The organism is Fimbriimonadia bacterium (assembly GCA_039961735.1).
In the GTDB taxonomy this organism is placed as follows: Bacteria; Armatimonadota; Fimbriimonadia; order Fimbriimonadales; family JABRVX01; genus JABRVX01.
The window spans coordinates 1-20,664 of sequence record JABRVX010000040.1; the positions used below are offsets into that span (position 1 = coordinate 1).

Annotated in this window: 15 protein-coding genes; 8 read left to right on the forward strand and 7 right to left on the reverse strand. The window is 63.1% G+C overall.

Translation table 11 applies throughout. From position 1 onward, the window contains the following. Positions 1-236: 236 nt before the first annotated feature. The 5 genes from smc to HRF45_09660 all read left to right on the forward strand — a co-directional run bounded on the left by smc (position 237) and on the right by HRF45_09660 (position 7,421). Complete coding sequence (gene smc, locus HRF45_09640) at positions 237-3,686, forward strand: chromosome segregation protein SMC (GenBank protein MEP0766785.1); 3,450 nt, start codon at positions 237-239, stop codon at positions 3,684-3,686. Then, positions 3,683-5,653: a hydantoinase/oxoprolinase family protein gene (locus tag HRF45_09645; protein MEP0766786.1), complete on the forward strand. Its 1,971-nt coding sequence runs from the start codon at positions 3,683-3,685 to the stop codon at positions 5,651-5,653. Before smc ends, HRF45_09645 begins: the two co-directional genes overlap by 4 nt. Positions 5,654-5,727: 74 nt before the next feature. Continuing rightward, positions 5,728-6,150, forward strand: coding sequence for a cyclic pyranopterin monophosphate synthase MoaC (moaC, locus tag HRF45_09650; GenBank protein MEP0766787.1), 423 nt, complete (start codon positions 5,728-5,730; stop codon positions 6,148-6,150). A gap of 11 nt (positions 6,151-6,161) precedes the next feature. Beyond that, on the forward strand, positions 6,162-6,641 hold the full coding sequence (locus HRF45_09655; protein ID MEP0766788.1) for a MogA/MoaB family molybdenum cofactor biosynthesis protein: 480 nt from the start codon (positions 6,162-6,164) through the stop codon (positions 6,639-6,641). Positions 6,642-6,644: 3 nt separating this feature from the next. Further along, complete coding sequence (locus HRF45_09660) at positions 6,645-7,421, forward strand: TatD family hydrolase (protein MEP0766789.1); 777 nt, start codon at positions 6,645-6,647, stop codon at positions 7,419-7,421. On the opposite strand, the gene HRF45_09665 is transcribed toward HRF45_09660, so the two are convergent. Together HRF45_09665 and HRF45_09670 are read right to left on the reverse strand one after the other, a co-directional pair. Next, on the reverse strand, positions 7,418-8,770 hold the full coding sequence (locus HRF45_09665) for an FAD-binding protein (GenBank protein ID MEP0766790.1): 1,353 nt from the start codon (positions 8,768-8,770) through the stop codon (positions 7,418-7,420). The two genes, HRF45_09660 and HRF45_09665, sit on opposite strands and share 4 nt — an antisense overlap. Positions 8,771-8,772: 2 nt before the next feature. Beyond that, positions 8,773-9,318 (reverse strand): hypothetical protein, encoded by a 546-nt coding sequence (locus HRF45_09670; GenBank protein ID MEP0766791.1) that lies wholly within the window; start codon positions 9,316-9,318, stop codon positions 8,773-8,775. A gap of 144 nt (positions 9,319-9,462) precedes the next feature. Between HRF45_09670 and HRF45_09675 the strand changes: the two genes are divergently transcribed. Beyond that, the gene (locus tag HRF45_09675; protein MEP0766792.1) at positions 9,463-10,215 is read left to right on the forward strand and encodes a GGDEF domain-containing protein; all 753 of its coding nucleotides are present in this window, start codon (positions 9,463-9,465) and stop codon (positions 10,213-10,215) included. A gap of 67 nt (positions 10,216-10,282) precedes the next feature. After that, the gene (locus HRF45_09680; protein ID MEP0766793.1) at positions 10,283-10,984 is read left to right on the forward strand and encodes a metal-dependent hydrolase; all 702 of its coding nucleotides are present in this window, start codon (positions 10,283-10,285) and stop codon (positions 10,982-10,984) included. Here HRF45_09680 and HRF45_09685 read toward each other — a convergent pair. The 5 genes from HRF45_09685 to HRF45_09705 all read right to left on the reverse strand — a co-directional run bounded on the left by HRF45_09685 (position 10,956) and on the right by HRF45_09705 (position 18,158). Continuing rightward, entirely contained in the window at positions 10,956-12,383 is a 1,428-nt protein-coding gene (locus tag HRF45_09685) for an O-antigen ligase family protein (GenBank protein ID MEP0766794.1), read from the reverse strand. The two genes, HRF45_09680 and HRF45_09685, sit on opposite strands and share 29 nt — an antisense overlap. 210 nt (positions 12,384-12,593) lie before the next feature. Then, positions 12,594-13,952, reverse strand: coding sequence for a polysaccharide biosynthesis C-terminal domain-containing protein (locus HRF45_09690; GenBank protein ID MEP0766795.1), 1,359 nt, complete (start codon positions 13,950-13,952; stop codon positions 12,594-12,596). After that, a complete protein-coding gene (locus HRF45_09695) occupies positions 13,949-15,193 on the reverse strand; it encodes a glycosyltransferase family 4 protein (protein MEP0766796.1) in 1,245 nt (414 codons plus the stop codon). Before HRF45_09695 ends, HRF45_09690 begins: the two co-directional genes overlap by 4 nt. Further along, positions 15,190-16,317, reverse strand: coding sequence for an SLBB domain-containing protein (locus HRF45_09700; GenBank protein MEP0766797.1), 1,128 nt, complete (start codon positions 16,315-16,317; stop codon positions 15,190-15,192). The genes HRF45_09695 and HRF45_09700 overlap by 4 nt, the downstream gene beginning before the upstream one ends. After that, positions 16,314-18,158: a hypothetical protein gene (locus tag HRF45_09705; GenBank protein ID MEP0766798.1), complete on the reverse strand. Its 1,845-nt coding sequence runs from the start codon at positions 18,156-18,158 to the stop codon at positions 16,314-16,316. Before HRF45_09705 ends, HRF45_09700 begins: the two co-directional genes overlap by 4 nt. A gap of 200 nt (positions 18,159-18,358) precedes the next feature. On the opposite strand from HRF45_09705, the gene HRF45_09710 reads away from it, so the two are divergent. Continuing rightward, on the forward strand, positions 18,359-20,464 hold the full coding sequence (locus tag HRF45_09710) for a S8 family serine peptidase (GenBank protein MEP0766799.1): 2,106 nt from the start codon (positions 18,359-18,361) through the stop codon (positions 20,462-20,464). Positions 20,465-20,664: the final 200 nt, after the last annotated feature.

Genomic DNA, 20,664 nt, shown 5'->3' on the forward strand with positions numbered 1-20,664 from the left:
TCGACAGCGATGAGGAGCCGATCGGCTGCTTGCTGATCGAGATGGTCAACGCCGCGCTCTGGAACTAATCCAGAACAGTTAGAGGCGAATAACTCCGGGGGACCGCTTCGGCGGTCCCCCGGAACGTTTAACGGCCTGATGTCCCGGTCGGCAGGTCTCCAGCCAGCCAAATGTTGACGATCGGTTGACAGAAGCCACAACCCGTGGTATGCTTTGACCGTCTACGGAAGGCCCCCTTGTACCTACGCAAGCTCAAGCTCTACGGATTCAAATCGTTTGCCGACCGCACCGAACTCGAGTTCGACCCGAAGCTGCTCGCTATCGTCGGACCGAACGGCTGCGGAAAGAGCAACATCGTTGACGCCATCCTGTGGGGCCTCGGCGAGCACAATCCACGCAATCTGAGAGCCGAATCCGCAGCCGACGTGATCTTCGCCGGATCGGCGCGCCGCAAGGGCCTGGGATACGCCGAAGTTCAGTTGCTCTTCGATAACGAAGACGGCGCACTGCCCTTCCCGGCCGCAGAAGTTGCCGTGACCCGACGGGTGACTCAGGACGGTCAAGGTGAGTACCTGATCAACGGCAAGTCGTGCAGGCAGAAGGACATCGTGGACCTGTTTGCCGATACCGGCCTTGGCCGCACCGGCTACGCCATCGTAAGCCAGCGAGAAGTGGATGCCGTTCTCAGTGCGCATCCCGAGGTACGCCGGGCGCTACTCGACGAGGCGGCGGGCGTCCAGAGGTTCCGTGCGCGGCGTGAGGACACGGTAAAGCGCCTAGAGCAGGCGTCCTACCACCTTCAGCGTGCTCAGGATCTGCTGAACGAGATCGAGCGGCAGATCAAGCCGATGGAAAGCCAGGCTGCCGATGCTATCGCATACCGCGAGGCGCGGGACCGGCTCCGCCAGCTCGAGGTCGGCCTGCTGCTGCGCGATGTCCATAGGCTGGCGGAAAGCACCAAGAGACTGGAAGCCGATCTCGGCGACCTCGCCCTCGAACTGGATCGGGTGGATACCGCAATCCTGGAGGGCGAGCAGCGAGCGCGGGTCATCGCCGACTCCGTCGTGGACGCCGAGAAGGAGCTGGATCGCGTGCGCGGCCTTCAACAGGCTGCTCACACCGAGGCCGAGCGCGCGGATAGCAAGTTGGCGCTTGCAACCCAGCGCCTCGATTCCCTGCGCGCACTTTTGACCTCACACGAGGAACACGCCGTTGCCGCTGCCTCCGAAGCCCAAAGGCTCACCGAGGAGCTAGCGCGTGCAGAGGAACGCTTGGAGCGCGCGAAACAGGAGTTGGCCGCCCACGCTCCCAGTCTGGACGCTGAGCTCCTCGAGAGGCTGAATGCCGAGCTTGCAGCCAGGCTCGAAGAGCTAGCGGCGGTGCGTCGTGCCGAGATGGAGTACAACCGCCTGGAGGCGGAGCGAAAGCAGGGCGTGCTCCAGATCTGCAGGCTTCGTGACGAGGCAACCGAGCTTCGACGACGGCAAAACAACCTGTCTGCCCTCTCTTCCGAGCTTCAACAAGCCTACGAGCAGGCCTCGAACGCACTGAGCCATGCACAAGTAGAGGCAGAGGCCGCGGCGCAGGAAGCTGAACAACTGACGGAGCAGCGGCAACAACTCCTTGCCGAAGTGGCGTCGGCCGAGAGAGAGCATGCCGCCCGACGCGCCACCTTACAGGCGCTGCACAGCGCAATCCCCGGCGATGCGTGCGGGATTCTACTGGAACAGGGCTTGGCGGAAGGCGCACCCAGACTCGCGGCGAAGATCCGGGTGGGGTCCGAGTACCGCAAGGCCCTGGATGCCGCTCTCGGCCCATCTGCCGCCGCGCTCCTTTCCCAGTCCCCCGAGAGTGCCGACCGTCTTCTGGACGCACTTGCAACACTCGACCGCGGGCGCGGAATGGTTGCCTATCCTACAAGAGCAGAGGCCGGCCATCAGGAGGCATTGCGTGCGGAGGCCGCCGCTGCGGGCGCGCTGGGTCTGGCAGAAGACTTCGTGGAGGCCGAGGAACCCTGCCGCGGCGTGGTTCGGCGCCTGTTGCATGGGATCGTCGTGGCTCGGGATCGTTCCTCAGCTCGAGACCTAACGAACCTCCATGGAGACTGGCGACGCATCGTCACACTCAGCGGAGAAGTTATTTATCGAGAAGGCCTTGCCGAAGCGGGTGACTTCCTCGGCAGGGTGGTAATCGAAGCGGAACTGCGCGAGATCGCTGAGCAGGCGGAGGCAGACAAGGTCAAGGTCGAGGCCCTGCAGATACGAGTCCGCGAAGTCGAGCAGAGTCTTGGGATCGCCCTTTCCAAGCGCTCGGAAGCCAACCGCAGGTTGGAGGAGGCTCGCGAGGCTGCGGAGCAGTCGGGAGCCAAGGTGCAGGAAGCGCAAGGAGAGCTGCGCTTCCTCTCCGAGCGCGTAGAGCGCCTGGAGGCGCAGATCCACGAGCAGTCTCAACGACTGCAGCAAGACATCGAGCCTGTTGACCCGCACGCAGTGGAGAAACTGGAGGTGGAGATCTCTGACCTGCGAGCACAAATTGCGTCGTTGGAGGCCGATGCTCGGCGCTCGGACCGCGACCGCGAGGTGCTGGCCGAACGCGTGCGAGAGACGGAGTCAGAGGTGGCCCGCCTCAAGACCCGTTTGGCCGAGTCGGAAGTGGCTCGTGAGGAGGGACTAGCCAAACAGCAGGAGCTGACCCGCCAGATCGAGCAAGCTGAGGCCGAGAGACTCGAGCTGGAGGCTCTGCGCAGAGCTGCCGAAGCGGCAAAGCAGGAAGCGGACAGCGCGTACGAGGCAGCCCGAGTAGCCCGCGCAGAACTGCTCGAGGAGAGCTTCCAGGCCACAGAAACCGTGAAGTCGCTGCGGTTGGACCGTGAGGCGATGCTCAATCGTAACCACGACTTGGAGCTGGAGCGAGCAAAGGCAGAGATTCGTCGGTCCAACGCGCTAAAGTCCCTCGCAGAAGAGCACGAGATCAGCGAAGAGGAAGCGGAGGAGATGCTGCGTGACTTCCGGCTGCCAGAAGGCGCGATATCGGAGGCCGCTGCGCTGCGCCGAGAGCTTCGGCGGCTCGGCGATGTGAACCTCGGTGCGGTCGAAGCGCTCGAGGCCCTGAAGGAACGCAGGGATTCCCTGGTCACCCAAAGAGACGACCTGCACGAGTCACGCGATCGCATCCTTGCTGCGATGCAGGAGATCGAAGCCGCCACGAAGAGCCGATTCCTCGAGACCTTCGAGGCAGTCAGTCGAGAGTTCGAAGCGGTGTTCGCTCGACTCTTCGCTGGAGGAATCGGACAACTCAAGCTGACCAACCCGGACGACGTGATGTCTAGTGGGGTGGACATCGAAGTGCAGCTCCCGGGGAAGCGCCGCCAGAAGATGGAGCTTCTCTCCGGCGGTGAGCGGGCGCTTACTGCCATTGCCTTGCTCTTCTCACTCTTGCGCGTGCGCCCAAGCCCGTTGTGCATCCTGGACGAGGTGGACGCCCCCCTCGACGGACGAAACGTCGAGCGGTTCTGCGAGATGCTGCGCGAGTTCGCAGAAGAGATGCAGTTCCTGGTCGTCACGCACAACGCCGTCACCATCGAAGCCGCTCAGGTCTGGTACGGCGTGACGATGCAGGAGCCGGGAGTCAGCACCGTCGTTCCGTTCGGCCGCGGCGCGCGCGCCGTGGTGTCCGCCTCGGTTTGATCCGCTCGGACCGCATCGGAGTGGACGTGGGCGGCACGTTCACCGACGTAGTTGCGCTGCTGAATGGCGAACTCGTCACTTGCAAGGTGGCTTCCACGCCCGTCAACCCGGACGCATCGGTCCTCAACGCGATTCGCAGCCTCAGCCCCCCGCCGTTCGTTCTGCTGCACGGGACTACCGTCGCAACCAACGCAGTACTCGAGCGCAAAGGAGCGCGAACCGCTTTCGTCACGACCCAAGGTTTCCGAGACCTTCTGACCATCGGCAGGCAGACGCGGCGGAGCCTGTACGACCTAGAGCCTCAGCCCACACCCACGGTCGTGCCCCGCGATCTGTGCTTCGAGCTTCCCGAGCGCATGACTTACGATGGCAAGGAGCTCGCTAGACCCACTCGTAGCGACTTGGGCCGGCTCAGCAGACGGCTACGGAAGCACGCGGTGCAAGCAGTCGCAGTATGTTTTCTTTACAGCTACATCTATCCCGAACACGAGCGGTTCGTCGGTTCAGCGCTCACGCGCCGCTTCGTCTCGTTATCCCACCGAATCGCCCCCGAGTTTCGGGAGTACGAGCGGGCGTCCACCACCGCCATCAACGCATATGTCGGCCCGACCATGGCGGCCTATCTCCGGCGACTCGAATCCGATGCGCAGGGTCTCGGTGCCCAGCGCGTTCGCATCATGCACTCCAGCGGAGGTGCTCTGTCGGTTAGCGAAGCGATCGAGAGGCCGGTGACGACGCTGCTGTCGGGGCCCGCCGCGGGAGCGGTGGCCGCGTGGGAGGTGGCTCGACAGGCAGGCATTTCGCACGCCGTCAGCTTCGATATGGGTGGTACATCCACGGACGTGGCTATGCTGGCCGGCGGCCCGGTGGCCCGGCCTGGCGGCGAGATTGGCGGTATGCCCATTCGCGTCCCGATGATGGACATCCACACGGTTGGCGCTGGAGGGGGATCGCTCGCTTGGGTGGATAACGCCGGGGCACTGAGGGTCGGTCCGCAGAGCGCAGGCGCCGATCCAGGTCCGGCGGCGTATGGGCGTGGGACAGACCTCACTGTCACTGACGCGAACATCGTGCTTGGAAGGCTCGTCCCCGAGGCCTTCGCAGGTGGCGAGATGCCGCTAGACCCCGGCAGATCGCTCGCCGCAGCCGAATGCCTGGGGAAGCAGCTCGGTCTGAGCGCTGAGGACACCTGCCACGCAGTCGTCGATCTCGCAAACGCACACATGGCCCGTGCCATTCGAACGGTCTCGGTTGCGCGGGGCTACGAGCCGGACAGCCTGTCGCTAGTGGCATTCGGAGGATGTGGGGGGTTGCACGCCTGCGCGCTGGCCGACGCAATCGGCATCCAGCGGGTGCTCGTACCTCCGCAGCCTGGGCTGCTGTCCGCTTTCGGGCTGCTCTTCGCGCCGGTGATGCGCGAGGCGGTGCGGTCCGTGATGCTGCGGGGCGAGGTGCAACCCGCAGAGTTGAGCGACCTCTGCGAGGACCTGGTTGAGGAGGCATCTGCGCCCGTCCTTTCCGAGCGGTCCGGCCGCGCAGCGCCTCGCGTTGCACTCTCCGCCGACCTGCGGTACGAGGGACAGTCATGGGAACTTACACTGCCCCTAGATCCTGCCAGACCCTTGTCCTGCATCGCCGCTTTTCACCGCCTGCACCGCAGGCGATACGGAGTGTCCGACCCCAGCGCTCCCGTGGAGTGGACCGCCCTGCGCGCGCGAGTGGAACTTCCCAGTACTGCTCCCCCGAGCTTCGGCACTCCGCGCTTGTCCGTTTCTGTGCCGAAGCGCACCTCACTCGGCGAGCGACTGCCCGTTGTCCGACGCGATGCGATGCCGGCGACGGCAAGAGGCCCAGTGGTAATCGCCCAAGGCGACTCCACGCTGTACCTGCCAAAGGGCTGGCGCGCCGGGGTGCACGCCTCGGGAACGCTCGTCGTAACCCGCGACTTAACTAACGGACCCCCGTAGCTTGCGTAAGCCTGCGCGTTTGTGTCAGAACACCGAAGATGGCAGGTGCGGAGAAGCGCCCGCTGGGGGCGCACATGGTGGATGTGGGACACAAAGCGGTTACCTCGCGACATGCCGTCGCCAGGGGGTCGGTTTTTTTGCCCCCACAGACTCTGACCGCACTGCGAGAAGGAAGGCTTCCCAAGGGCGACGTTCTGGGCGTTGCGCAGACAGCGGGCATCATGGCAGCGAAACGGACGGCCGATCTACTGCCTTTGTGCCACAACCTCCCTCTCGATCATCTATCAGTTGACCTCGAGATCGCCAATGATGGAGTCGTGATAGAAGCTAGAGCGGCGGCGCCCGGCAAGACCGGAGTGGAAATGGAAGCGTTGACCGCGGTAGCAGTTGCTGCTCTTACTGTTTATGATATGTGCAAGTCTGCCGGTCCCGGTATTCGAATCACCGAGATTACACTCATCGAAAAAACCGGAGGTCAGACCGATTGGCGGTTGTAAATATTCACGATATCACGTTTGCCTTGCTAACCGTGAGCGACTCGCGAGCGGCAGGAAAAGGAGTAGATCTCTCCGGAGTGGAGCTTGCACGCTGGGTCGAAATGGCTGGCGGCTTCGTCGCGCAACAGCAAGTCGTTGGCGATACGCAGACGATGATAAGTCGCGCCATCCTCAGTATGTGCGGCTCCTGTGACGTGGTGATAACCACGGGTGGTACTGGATTGGGCCCGCGCGACGTGACGCCTGAAGCAACGAAGTCCGTCATTGAAAGGGAAGTGCCCGGAATAGCCGAGATGCTCCGTGCCGTCGGGATGAAGAACAACCAATACGCGTGCCTCTCACGCGGTGTCGCAGGTACAGTAGGCAACTCACTCGTGATCAACCTGCCCGGATCACCAAAGGCCATCAATGAGAGCATGGAAGCGCTTCTCGACATCCTGCCGCACGCCGTTGCGCTGTTGCGAGGCCGCACGGATCATCCGGAGCAGTAGCGTGTGGTTCTAGTAGACACCCACTGCCACCTGAACACGCCGGAGAGCTATCCCGACCTCGATGATGTGCTATGTCGCGCAAGAAACGCCGGCGTGGCTGCATTCGTGGTGGTAGGAATTGACGAGGAACACACTCCTCTCGCGCTCCGGATAGCCGAGGAGCACCATGACGTGCTCGCAGTAGTGGGAATGCATCCGAACAGCGCGTCCAGCTTCGACGAAACCCAGCATGAGTGCTTCTTCGAGTGGATACGCCACCCACGCGTGGTAGCGATCGGCGAAACGGGCCTCGACCTGTACCGCGATCGCACATCCCTAGAAGATCAGATGTCGGCGCTCGAGTGGCACCTGTGCCAAGCCGACGAGACCGGCCTACCTCTCGTGTTCCACTGCCGCAACGCGTATGACGAACTGCTCGGAGCCCTTGAGACTCGTGGGACGGCCATGCGCGGAGTCCTGCATTGCTTCTCGGGGACTATGCAGCACGCAGAGCGCGCGCTCGCCCTAGGTCTGCACCTCGGTTTCGATGGTCCTGTCACGTATAAGAACGCGCAACTGACCCGGGAGATCGTGTGCATGTGCCCGGCCGATCGCATGTTGCTCGAGACCGACTGCCCGTACCTCCCCCCCGAGCCGCACCGCGGGAAGCGCAACGAGCCGGCCTATCTGCCTCTGATCGCCGCCGCCGTAGCATCGGCACGCGGGGAGACGGCGGAACAGGTAGCTAGGCAGACTACCCGCAACGCAGAGGCGCTCTTCGGGATCCGTGTGGCCGGCTAGTCGGGCAGGACCTTACCCGGATTGAGAATCGCGGTGCGGTCCAGCACCTCCTTCAGCCGGCGCATCACGGCCAGCGTAGCATCCGAGTACATCTCTCGCATCATCGCTCGCTTCTCCACTCCGATGCCGTGCTCTCCCGAGATACTCCCGCCGACGCGAATACACTCTGCAAGCACCTCCCGACCGGCCCGAGCGACCGCATCTGCCTGCCCAGGGGCCGACTCGTCGAACAGCAGGATCGGATGGAGGTTGCCGTCGCCCGCATGAAACACGTTGGCGTGCTGAAGTCCGTGGCGCTCGGCAATCGCGTTCGCCCTTCGGAGCATGGTCGCGAGCTTGGACCGAGGCACCGCCCCGTCATGCGACGCGTGGCTCGGAGCGAGATGCCCGAACGCCGCTACGGCCTTCTTGCGAACCTGCCACAAGTAGGCGCGCTCTTCGGGGCTCGCGGCGGAGCTGATGCGGCTGGCGCCTGCGGTGCGCAGCATCCCCTCTGCTGCCTGCACCGCGTCCCGAACCGGCACCTCTGCTCCCTCGAACTCCACGAGGAGCGCTACCTGCGCATCCTCCCCCGCATCGAAGCCAAAAGCCGATTTGGCAGCCTTCAGAACCGGTTGGTCCAGCATCTCCAGTGCGCTAGGAGGCAGCGAGTGCCCCATCAGGCGGCACACCGCGTCGCACGCGGCGTCCAGGTCCGGCAACACCGCCCACAGCGTGGCCGTGGCAGCAGGCATCGGGAGTACGCGAACGCAGGCTTCGGTAATGGTGCCTAGCGTGCCCTCGCTCCCAGCGAAGAGGCCGATCAATTCCGCGGCTTCGCGATCCGTTAGCCGTACGACCTCGCCGTCAGCGAGTACCACGGTCAGCCCCAGGATGTGCTGGGCGGTGGTCCCATAGCGCAGGGTGTGCGGGCCGCCGGCGTTGGCAGCGATGTTGCCTCCCAGCGTTGCCACTGCCTGCGACGAGGGGTCGGGCCCGAAGAACAGGCCGTGCGGTTCCACCGCCCGGTTGATCGCGAGGTTCGTGACACCCGCTTCCGCCGACACGCGCCGGTTCTCGACGTCCACTTCCAGGATTCGCGTCATCCGTGCCAACGACAGCACGATGCCGCCGCGAACGGGCGTGGCGCCGCCCACCAGTCCGGTCCCGGCACCCCGAGGCACGATGGGCAGCGCGTGACGATGGGCGAAGCGGCATAGGTCCGACACCTGCTCTGTGCTATCGGGAAGCACAACGGCTGCAGCTGTGCCCTTAGCCAGCGTGTAGGCGTCGCACTCGTAGGTCGCTACCTCGGCCTTCGCGTGGATCACGCCGTCGCGCCCGACGATGCGCGCTAGCTCTCGGGCCAAGTTCACGGTTCGGGTGCCAGCGCCGCCGCGTGGCCGTCCGCGTACACGATGTGGTTTTTGCCTTCGTGGCGTCCGGGCTTGGGCAGCAGCCTCTTGGGGTCACCGTGCGCGTTCTTGGACGTATCTGTGGAGTCGAAGAGCATCGGCGTCTGTCCGGCGGCCTTCCACTCTTCGACGTTCTGTTTCAACGGCCGGAGCTGCTCGGAGAGAGATGCGTTCATCGCATACCCGTACACACCCTCGCCGAGCCCCAGTTCTGGGCACTGAAACAACTTCCAGGCCTCCTCCTCCAGCATGTCGTCCGCCTTGGCGTAACGGAACAGCTCGTCCATCCATACGTCCTTGGGGGGGAAGGCATCCGCGCTCTCTAGGTAGAGGGACATCGCGCGACTCAGCTTGTGGAGGTTCTCCATGCAGCCCGTGGTTGCGAACGGGCGCTTCGGCTTGAACACCGAGACCCAGATGTCTCCCGGCGTGAAGCCCGTTGCGATGAAGATGCCGAGGAACACGACCGCAGCGAGTAGCACGGCGAGGCAAGTGCAAGCCATGCATCGCTTGCAGCCTCCTCCAACGCATCCTGCTCTTGCTCCATTGGACATCGCAAGGACCTCCTTGTGCCGCGGCAACCCCGGAACCCTGAGATTCGACTTCAGATTTGCCGAAACTCAATGGGGAGTAGAACGCAAGTACCTATGATTCGGCTAACGTTGTTCCTGACCTTGATGGCATTCCTGGCCGGGCTATTGCACGGCCGGGTCGCTTCGATTCTGCCCCACGTCCCCATCGAGGCGCAAACTGCAGTGCTGTGTGTGCTGACCGGTTTCGCTGTTGCGCTCTTCCTGCGCCTTAGCGAGGCGCACGACAGGCGTAAGCTCCAAGCATCTGTGGACCGTCTGGCTCAGGCCAAGGCGCGGCTCGAGGAACTGGCCTACAGCGACCCGCTGACCGGGGTCCCGAACCGCCGCGGTTTCGAGCGGGCGTATCGGCGTCTCGTGCGCCAGGCGAAGCGCAGCCATTCGCATCTCTGCCTCGCGCTGGTAGACGTTGACGGACTGAAGCGCATCAACGACTCGATGGGGCACAGCGAGGGTGACAAGGCGCTGAGGACCGTCGCGAAGTGTCTCAGCGACACGCTCAGAGGCTCTGACGTGGTGGCCCGCATCGGCGGTGACGAGTTTGCGGCCATCTTGCCCAACACCAGCAGTGAAACCGGTCGAGCCGCCATGGAGCGGTTCAAGAGCGAATTGAAAATGCTTACCGGCCGCCCCGGCGTCCCTGAGTTCCGGGTAACCGTGGGCGTCGCCTGTACCATGGACGGCTTCGAGGGCCTGTACGAACGTGCGGACAGCGACATGTACTTCGCCAAACCACAGCGCCGAGACGTTCGCGCCACTGTGGAAGTGCCTAGCGATGCGCCGAATACCGAACCCACCGAAGCCGCCTGACCCTTCCTTCTCCGGTAGACTCGTAGGCACGGCTACTTCCAGGCCGAGAGACGTTGAGGAGAAGACCATGGCAATCCACTTCACCTTCCTCGGACACGCTGGCGTGTCGGTGCAGACCGCCTCGGGCAAGACCATCCTGATAGACCCTTGGCTGAGCGGCAACCCCGTGGCGACGCAGTCTGTGAACGATATCGCGGCGTGCGACCTTCTGCTGCTAACGCACGCTCATGGTGACCACACTGGCGACGTGCTGACGATTGCGAAGAAGTTCCGTCCGGTCGTAGTTGCCATCTACGACCTTACGACGCTGTTGGGCAACATGGGTGTCGAGAACATGGTGGGCATCAACAAGGGTGGTGGTGTGGATATCAGTGGCATTCGCGTCACCGGCACGCACGCATTCCACAGCTCCACGCTCACGATGCCGGACGGCACGGTGGCGTACGCGGGAGAACCTATGGGCTTCGTGGTTGATGCCGAGGGTTATCGCTTTTACCATGCCGGCGACACGGCACTGTTCGGCGACATGGAGCTGATCGGCAAGTTCCACTCACCAGAGCTGGCATTTCTGCCCATCGGTGACCACTTTACGATGAACGCACGAGAAGCCGCCTATGCAGCCAAACTGCTAGGGGTGAAGAGGGTGGTACCTATCCACTGGGGGACCTTCTCGCTACTGACCGGCACCCCGGCTCAGTTGCGCGAACACCTGGCAGGCACCGGCATCGAGTGCGTAGAGCTCAAGCCGGGTCAGTCGCTATCACTGTAGACGAACGCACGCTGGCGACTGACATCGCGATGGGCACCAGCCAAAGAGCACAGAAGCGATAGTCGAGGTACAGCGAGTCGGTGAGCTGCAGCAACAGGCCGGCAGCGGCCGCCCAGAAGCCCGCGATGCGCCAGGCTCGATGAGAGTGCTCCGTGTGGATGGTGCGCCACGCCCTTCGCACCAGCGATAGCGCGAACAGCCCGGCGAACAGCGCACCGAATACACCTGTGTCTACCAGTATCTGCAGTGGTAACGAGTGGGCGTGTGCGGCGAACTGGAAGATGCCGACGGGCAGGTATGGAATGGATGCGTCGAAGAAGCGGTAGGGCCCTACCCCTAACAACCAGTTGTCCTGAAGCATCGCAAGCGCCTGCGGGTAGATGAGCGCGCGCGCATGGTCTTCCAGCACTTCCCCACCGCTCTGTAGCAGTGCAACCCGTCCGTTTACCTCTGGCACGCTCAGCACGTAAACCACGACGATCCCGACGATGACGAGCCAGGAGAGTAGCCACTTGCGACGGTGTGTTAGTAGCAGTGCAGTCACCATGAGGGCGAATAGCAGGATGCCCGCGCGAGACAAGGCTACTGCCACGCCCACGGCACCGATCGCGAAGGCCGCGAGACCTATCCACCGCTCCCACTTTCGATTGGCTATGGAGGCTAAGGTAAGTCCGAGCAGTCCCACCATCACCATCGTCGCCGAGAAGCTGTTCGCATTCATGTTGAATGCCTGGCCTCTGGCATACCATACGTCGGCTGCAGATCCCGAAGTGCTCGCCGATAGGTAATTCCAGACTCCCGACGCGCACACTGCCAGGCCACAGACCAGAAAGGTGAGCCCTGGCAGCCGAGGATTCTGTTCGCACGCCGAAGTCAGTACCACCCACACACATGCGATGCGTAGTAAGTTCATGCCGGCGAGGAACTCGGCGTCATAGGGTGGGCCGAACTTACCACCACCGAGTACCGCTGCGCACAACAACACACCTAGGAAGGCGAGTCCCCACCCCGAACCGTAGCTTCCTATCCGGCTTCTTCGGTACCACGCAGGCAATAGGACGGAGAGCGCCAACAGTAATAGTGCGGCATCTAGTGGCGAGACGAGAGCCGGAATGCGAACGTCTGGCGAGGGCTCGCGCATACTCAGTACGAGCGACCACACCGGATCGTACTCGACGGTGCGCGGGTAGAACACGATGCCAAAGATGGCGGCAGGAGCTCTCAGGTTAGGTGCGAGGAATGTGGCGACCAGGGCGCACAGCAGCACAACCGTAGCGAGTACCTCGAGCGGTTTCAGAAAGGCGACACAGGGCATCGCGGTCGCCGCGACCGCTATCCAGAAAAGCGCAGCCCACTGCACGGGCTCCCACGATGGTAGGCGCAGAACCTTAGTACTCACAGCTCCGCCTCATCACGTCATGCCGAGCCTGTCGAAGCATGACATCACCAGCCACCGTTGCTTCCTCTGAACTTGGCACAGCGCAACGACCGATCGCATGCTTCGACTGGGCTCAGCATGATGGGTCGGGGTGTAGGTCGAGCGTGTGCTACCGACACGGCAGCCCGACACCCACACACAGGGTCCAATCCGCAGGCGCCGAGGAGTGTACTACTCAACTAGCACCGCCTTCTCACGTATCGCATCTTCGGCTGTCGGCCTTCGTATAAGACAAGCAACATGTCTCCGCACATGCTTTGGCTCCGCGGCCCACAGCATCCACGCCGCTGTCACCAGAGTAGCGACGCTCGTTCCGGCAGCGATTCCGTTCAATCCGAAGAAACGGACCAGCACCAGCTTGATACCGAGGTTGATGCCGACGCTCCACAGAGCGAGTAGCCACAGTTCGCCGGCACGGCCCTGCGAGTTGAGATATCGAACGGCTAGGTGGATCAGGGACACCGCGACAACCGTCGGGCTCAACCACATCAGTGCCTCCGCGCAGCGAGTCGCAGCTTCGGCGGTAAAGCGCCCATGTGCGAAAACGCCGTGTACCAAGGGACCTGCGAGCACCGCGGTTAGTAGTGCGATGGGCAGCGTAAGTAGTACCGTGCCCATAGCCGCTCGTATCAGCCCACCCGCCGCAGCTTCTTGCTGCCCGTTCGCTTTCATTAAGGAGAACCGTTGAAGCAACACCGTAGCGAACGACGCAGCGAACAGACTTGCCGGTAGGTTGATGAGCACCGTCGCGTAGTTGAGTGCCGAGATGGCTCCTACGCCCACCCCGCTCGCAAGCGCACGGTTCATCGCGGTGTTCACTTGGATCAGCGCGGTGTAGAAGAGCACCGGAGCAAGGGCGCGGTATGCCGCACCCACCTTCGTCTCTCCGCGCGATTCGGCTGGTCGTGGCCGAGACGCCACCCATAACTGCAGCACCGCCTGTAGTGCGAGACCGCCTAGCACTCCGTAGGCGAGTGATGACACCTTGAACGGGCGCAGGAACAGACACGAAAGCACTACCACGTTGAACACGGTGCCGTGAAGTGCCGGCAGGTGAAATCGTCCGGAAGCGTTGCACGCGGCCGCGCCGATGCCGACGAGAGCTGCGAGGGGTACCGAGAGCGACAACACTTGCAGCATTCCTACGCTGCCCAATAGCGCAGGCCGATCCGATGATTGGGACAAAGCTGCCATGATGGGCCCAGCGAAGGCGAACATCACGCAGGCCACCACGACCGACACGCCGAACAGAGGAAGCCCCAGCCGCCAAGCCCCCTCACGCAGCGAGCCGCCCCTTGCCAGCGATGTCGTGAGAAACGGAACGAATGCGACGGCAAGTGCTTCCGGCAGCGCCGTCACCACGATTCCAGGCAGTGTGTTAGCGAGGAGGTACGCATCCAGCTCGGGACCCACGCCGAACTGCCTCGCCGTGATCATCTCTCTCACGAACCCGAGCAGACGCCCGAATGCGACGAGAATCGTCAGCGCACCCGCCACGCGCACGATGCCGGACCAGCGGAAGGGACTCAACTCGCCAACCTGACGACGGCGGCCCCGGTCTGCGGAGCTAAGGTGCTCTTTGCCAGCGAAGCGTACTGCTGTGCGTGCGCCACATGGTCGTGGTGCGATACCGCATAGTCGCGTGCCGCCGCACCGAGCGACTCACGATACTCGGCATCCACTAACAGTAGGGATAGCGCGTCGGCCAGCTCCTCGGCATTCGCGGGAGGCACCACCAAGCCGGTCTGCCCGTCGCGAACCACATCCCCCAGTCCGCCGGTTCGCGAAGCCACCACCGGGATGCCGGTCGCCATCGCCTCCACCGCACTCAGCCCGAAGGACTCCTCCGCACGATACGTAGGAATCGACGGCATCACTAACACGTCTGCCGCCCGTAAGAGTGCCGGCATTCGGTCGTGACTGACGACTCCTATCAGCCACACATGTCCGTCCAGACGATGTCGCGCGATCAGGCCCTCCACTTGGCCTCGTGCCGGTCCGTCTCCGGCGATTACCATGCGGAACTCGTGTCCTCGGTCGCGTAGGATAGCGGCTGCTTCGACCGCATAGGGGACGCCCTTTACCTCGAGAAGGTTTCCGGCAATCAGCAGAACGGGCACGTCCTCCGACAGCCGGAAGTAACGCCTACAACGATCTCTCTGCCGTGCACTGGCGGCGGGTGAAAAGCGTTCTACATCCACCGCGTTTGGCAACACCACAGTACGTCGCACCGACCCCCCGATGAGACCGTAGACGTGCGCGCGCATCGACTCTGAAACTGCCACAATCAGGTCGGCTGCGAGCAGTCCCTTGCGTTCCATGTCTAAGATGCGACGCTCGCCCGCTGTGGAGGGTATTGCCCAACCCTGAGCCACCTTCTCATACCCGTATGCGGAGTGAACGGTCAACACCACTTCGGTGTCACTTGCCAGGCGACGCTGCACAGCACGGGCTGCGAACACAGATGCCATGTCCTGACAGGCGAATACATCCGGCTTACCTTCCTGCGCGATACGCTTTTGCATCAGGCCGGTCAGCAGCCGCGACTGCATGCCCACCGCCCATTCCACACCCGAGCCGCTCCGTACAGTATTCACGATACGGAGTGGCACACTTACTACCAGTCGCAGCAGAGTCCGAGGAACCAGATCGAGTGAGATGAGGGAAGAATCGACACCATTGAACTGAAGGCCCTGGTGCAGCAGTCGCGCGTGTGTTGCCACCCCCCCCGGCTTGCGTATCAGAGTCTGAGTTAGAATCCAGATCTTCACTGCGAGAACAACCTTACCAGGCTGAGGGTGAGTACTGCGTTCAGCACCTTGTCCCAGTCGCTGCGTCGGTTCGCTGACACTACCACGATATCACCGTCTTGCACGATTGGATTCGCCGTCTCGTCGCCGGTCTTCAGGTAGCGGTGGAAGTCCACCACACGCTTCGGAGCAGTCGGATCGCTTGCACGCAGTATTGCAATGTTGGAGTTGATGCCAGACTTAAGTACGCCGCCCGCCTGTGCGAGCGCGTCGGACAGCCTGGATTCCCGCTCTTCCGGCAACGGATACCACCCCGGCGAGCCGACTTCGCCGAATACTGCTACCTTGGATGCAATGGGTGGAATGGTGAGGACGTCGTTCTGCTGGAGCGCGACGTCCTTGTCCACGTCTCCTTCCACTAATACCTTGTACAGGTTCACTTGGTACTTCTCGCCGCCACCACGCGTGATGTATGCCCGGCTCAGCGATGCGTTCTCCAGGTGGCCGCCCGCGCGGGCCAGCGCTTGCACCGTGGTCATCCCCTCGTCAATCTCCACCAGCCCGGGTGTTTTGACCGCCCCTGTCACGTACACGCGAAGGGTCTTCTTCGCCATCACGCTGATGGTGTCGCCCTCACGTAGGAGCATATTGGCATCATCCGCTCCCTCTCGTAATACTTCGGCCAGGTCCAACGCCACGTCCTCTGCTCCGACCCGGAACAACCTGCAAACCGCCTGCTCCGCGGGCACCGTCAGCCCTCCGGCTGCCGCGATAGCCTCGCTGACCCGCCACCCTGGCAGCAGGTTCAGCACGCCAGGAGTCTCCACCAAGCCGATAACGCTCACTCGCTTGGGCCGCGCGGCTACCAGTGTTACGTATACGCTGGGATTGTTCAGGCGCTCGGATGCCCGCTCCGTCAACTCACGCTGCACTTCCGAGATGCTCTTGCCCAGCACGTTCAACTCTCCCAACAACGGGAAGTTGATCGACCCCGACTCGGGCACTACGAATCTCCCCGCATACTCCTCGTGCCGCGCGACCGCCACCGAGATCTCGTCGTAGGCGCCGAGAGCATATGTGCCTTCTTCGACCTGCGCGTTAGCCAGGCAGCTCAGACCTAACACTAGCATCACTGCCAACCTCATGCCGCAGCCTCCCCCAGCATTTCTTCAGCCCGGGCAACCAGCACCACTCCCAGCACCGTCGCCCGCGATACACGCAGAGCCTCCAGCATCTCCTCCTCGATCTGGTCGGCAGACGAGCCTTGCTCCACCACCAGCAATACCCGGTCCGCCAATCGAACCGATGGTCCGGCGGTCCACATCGGGAACTCTGCAAGGACCACGCCGCCGTGTTCTGTCCACTCGAGTACGCGCTCCTCTATGCCCGGCTCAGCCAAGCGGCAACCCGAAATCTCGCCCGAACCTGCCGTGCCGTCGCCCACCAGCATCGGTTGCGCGCCAGATCGAAGCGCGGCTTCGGCAAGGACACGCCCTAGGCCGCGCACGTCACCCAACACGAGAAGCGCAAGGTGCCGCCAGGAAGACCCCGCCCCATGGAGCACCAGTCGACTCCAAAGCATGTCGGCTGCGCTCGCAGAGAGCGGAACCTCGTAAAGCCCGAGACAAGGAAGCTGCAGCAGGTCTCTGGCATCGCGCGCGGTCTTCACCCGGCGGTCCATCCCCTCCGTCAACACGCAGGCGGTCAACGAGAGAACGCAGGCCATCAGCAGGCCGACCGTGGACCACAGCACGGGCCTGGGTCGGGACTTCCGGGTCGGCGGCGTGGCGGCCTCGATCACTTGGGGTCGGATCGCGCCGGCATATTGCTGAACCTTCAGCTCCTCGTACCGCGCGGCTAGCCCCCCCCAGACCTTGGTGAGAGCCTCTCGTTCGCGCGTCAACTCCGCAAGGCGATGGGAGAGCCCCGGGATCGCTGACACTTCGGAGCGCATTCTCCTTACCTGCTCGCGCAGCCCGCGTAGCTTCGCACCCACGGATGCCGCGGTTGCTTCGTTGGCCACCAGCATTTCCAGCGCCTTCTGCCTCACTGGATTAGCCTGCTCCTCATACTCGGCGCGGAACAGGTCGCCGTTCACCGCCCCGGCCAAGGCCTCCCTCAGGGACGCCTCCGCCGCAGCGATCTCCGTCTCGAGAACCTTCACCTCTGGCTGGTTCGGCTTGTACTCGTACAGTGTGGCAGCGCGCCGAGCGTGCAGATCGTTCAGCTTGGAGCGAAGGCTATCCACCACCGCCGAGGTCCGGAACACCTCTCGTCCCTGAACCTGCGGGCTTAACGCGGCAATCTTCTCTCGAAGTGCGTGGCCCTCGCTGGCGAGTCGGGTGGCCTCCAGGCGCATGCTCTGCTCGGCCTGCAGCGCTTGGTCTAGCCGCGTCACCGCGCCCTGCATCTCGAGCTCCGGGACGGCCAAGCGATTTTCCTGTAGCCATGTAGTCAGCTCAGATTCCTTGTCCTCCAGGCGCTTCTCGACCTCGTCCAGTCTGCGCTTCACATCGCCCGCCGCAGTGTCGGACTCTGCGTCGTGTCGCAGAGCTTGGTCCTCACGGTAGGCATCCACAAGTGCGTTCACGATGTCTGCGGCCTGTTGCGCCGTGTCGCCCTCCGCACTCACCTTCACCACATCGGTCAGTTTGGGGTGCATCAGCGAAACTCGCTTCCGCAGGTCTTCCGGTCGCCAATCCAGGTTGAGGCGTTCGATGACTTTCTCCAGGTTGGGTCGCGCGGCAATCACCTCGAGTTGGGTCTCCGGCGAGGGGCCCGAACTCAGCCCCGTGATCTCAGAAACCACCGCCCCAGCGACCCCGAGGCCGGACGTAGGAGGGATCAGCAGAGTGGAAGTAGCCGTGTACCGCGGTGGCACGAACAAGATGAGCGCAACGGTCACCGCCAGCACTGTCAGGAAGACCCCGAGTGCCAATCGGCGGTGCTTGCGGAGTAGGTAGATGTAGTCCTGCGGGAAACGCAACCTGTCCTCCCTGATTACACGTGCCGCCACGCCTCCACGCGATTGCGTGGGAAAACTTAACAATCTGCTTCAATGGTTGGCACTCCGAGGGGGGTTCTTTAGCCGAGAGTCTTTGGTAGAGGGGCGTATGAGTCGAGGTTCCGGAAGCGGCCCACCCGCAGCTCCGGTTCGCGCCCGCGCCACTTCGAGGAGGCAAGGCGATGAGCATTCGGGGGATTCTCGCTGCGTTGTTGACGGGCGCTGTCGTGAGCGGCTGTGCACTGCCGCTCGGCTGGCCCACGGGTTTGGAGAATGCGGGCATCGGCGGGCGAGCCGACCTGCGGGCAGTCTCGGAAGGACTGCTGACCAAATGGCCGGCCGCTAGGCAGGCACCCGATGGGTACTACCTAATTCAACTCCTCTCCGTGCCGACGGACGCCATGCGCTCCCGGCTGGAGTCGGTTGGCGCGCGGCTGGACGAGTACGTTCCGCACAACTCCTACTTGGCCCACATACCGGCATCCGCTCTCCCGCGCGTGAGGTCGTTGCCCGGCGTGTGGCACGTGACACCTTACGTGCCTGCGCTTCGGGTAAGCCCCGACCTCGCGCAGAAGCTTTCGGCGCCGGTCGCGAGGAGCCCCTTGGCGATAGGCGCGCGCCTCCGCATCGGGGTCGAGATGTTCTCGGATGCCGACTTGGATGCAGTTCGGGAGCGCCTGCTGCAGTTCGGTGGCAGGTTCTTGGCCGAGACCGAAACGCTGACCGGCCCTACGTGGCTGCTGGAGTTGCCTGCCTCCGTCGTGGCCGACCTCGTGTGTGCTCCGGGCGTCAAGTGGGTGACTGAAGCCGAACTTCCGCAGACCACGAACAGCATCGCACGTATCCTGTGCGGCGCCGATCCTGGCGGCGTGCGATATGCCACCGAGACCTACCTGTTCGGGGAGGGAGAAGTGGTCGCGGTGGTAGACACAGGTCTCGATACAGGAGACCCGCTCACATTACACCCGGACTTTGCTGGAAGAATCGTGAACGGCTGGGGGTGGGGCAACGGTAGCTGGGCCGACCTCGACGGGCACGGCACCCACACGGCAGGCTCGGTGCTCGGCAGCGGTCTTGCCTCTGGCTCGGACCCGAACGCTCACCAGTATGCCGGCACGTACGCCGGCATGGCGCCCGAGGCGCAACTCAGCTTTCATGCAGTGGCGGACGACACCGGGTCTCTCGTCGGGCTGTATGGCTTCAACACTATCATGGCCACGGCATACGCGGATGGCGCGCGCGTGTGCAGCAATAGCTGGGGGTCTAACGCTGCGGGCGTCTACGACTACTGGGCCAGGCTTGCAGATAGCTTCGCCGCTGCCTATCCGGATTTCCTCATGGTATTCGCAGCGGGCAACGCCGGGACAGACATAGATGGCAATGGTGTCATAGACCTCGGCTCTATCGGCTCCCCCGCACTGGCCAAGAACGTGCTCGCCGTAGGCGCTAGCGAGAATAACGAGACAGGGCGTACATCGGCCAGCCGACTCAACTGGAACTACTCGCGATTCGGTTACATGGCAGGACCCATAGCTGGCGATTCGATTGCCAACCACCCGAGCGGTATCGCCGCGTTCAGCAGCCGTGGACCTACGCGGGACGGTCGCATCAAACCCGACCTGGTAGCACCCGGCACAGCCATCATCTCCACTCGCTCGAGCTTGGCACCTTACGGGTATCACAAGGTGCTCAACGACTACTATGCTATATCGAGCGGCACCAGCATGGCGACTCCGCTCGTTGCGGGTGCCGCTGCGGTGGTTCGGCAACACCTGCGCGAGAACCTCGGTATCACGGATCCGCCATCCGCTCTGCTGAAGGCGATTCTGATGGCCAGCACGCGTGACCTCTCACCTGGGCAGTATGGCACCGGCACCCAACGCGAGATACCACCGCCGCCGAACAACGTGGAAGGCTTCGGACGCATGGATGTCGCCGCCGCCACTGGCCCGGCACTACAGGTGTTAGCGGTGAACGACACCATTCGACACGCACGATATGCCGATTACGTGGTGAACGTGCCAGGAGGCAAGCCGGAGATGAGGGTAGTACTGGTATGGACCGATCCACCGGGCCCTAGCACCTCCAGCTTTCAGTTAGTTAACGACCTGGACCTCAGAGTGGACGCGCCCGACGGCACCAGGTACTTCAGCCGTCTACGACGAGATAACATGGAGACGCTGTACTTCGCGAACCCGAAGCCTGGGCAGTGGACGTTCCGGGTAACGGGTTCGAAGGTCAAAACATCCTCGCAAACCTACTCCCTGGCTCTATTCTGGCGGTGGTAGGGTAAATCACCATCGGTCCGCTCTTCGCGATTCCTCCACCGTTTGCGGTGGACGGATCGCCACGCCCATACGGTCCCGAGAGAGCCTGCACTCGACGAACAGCTGGTGCTAGCGCCAGTCTGCATGCGACTCCGCGTTCTGTCATGCTGAGCCCGTCGAAGCATGAGATCGTGTGCAGCGTGCTTATGGATCTAGTAGGT

Coding starts and splice junctions, on each gene's coding strand:
- HRF45_09700 (MEP0766797.1), bottom strand. CDS start 16,317: ATGAGGTTGGCAGTGATGCTAGTGTTAGGTCTGAGCTGCCTGGCTAAC.
- moaC (MEP0766787.1), top strand. CDS start 5,728: ATGGTGGATGTGGGACACAAAGCGGTTACCTCGCGACATGCCGTCGCC.
- HRF45_09710 (MEP0766799.1), top strand. CDS start 18,359: ATGAGCATTCGGGGGATTCTCGCTGCGTTGTTGACGGGCGCTGTCGTG.
- HRF45_09670 (MEP0766791.1), bottom strand. CDS start 9,318: ATGGCTTGCACTTGCCTCGCCGTGCTACTCGCTGCGGTCGTGTTCCTC.
- HRF45_09680 (MEP0766793.1), top strand. CDS start 10,283: ATGGCAATCCACTTCACCTTCCTCGGACACGCTGGCGTGTCGGTGCAG.
- HRF45_09675 (MEP0766792.1), top strand. CDS start 9,463: ATGATTCGGCTAACGTTGTTCCTGACCTTGATGGCATTCCTGGCCGGG.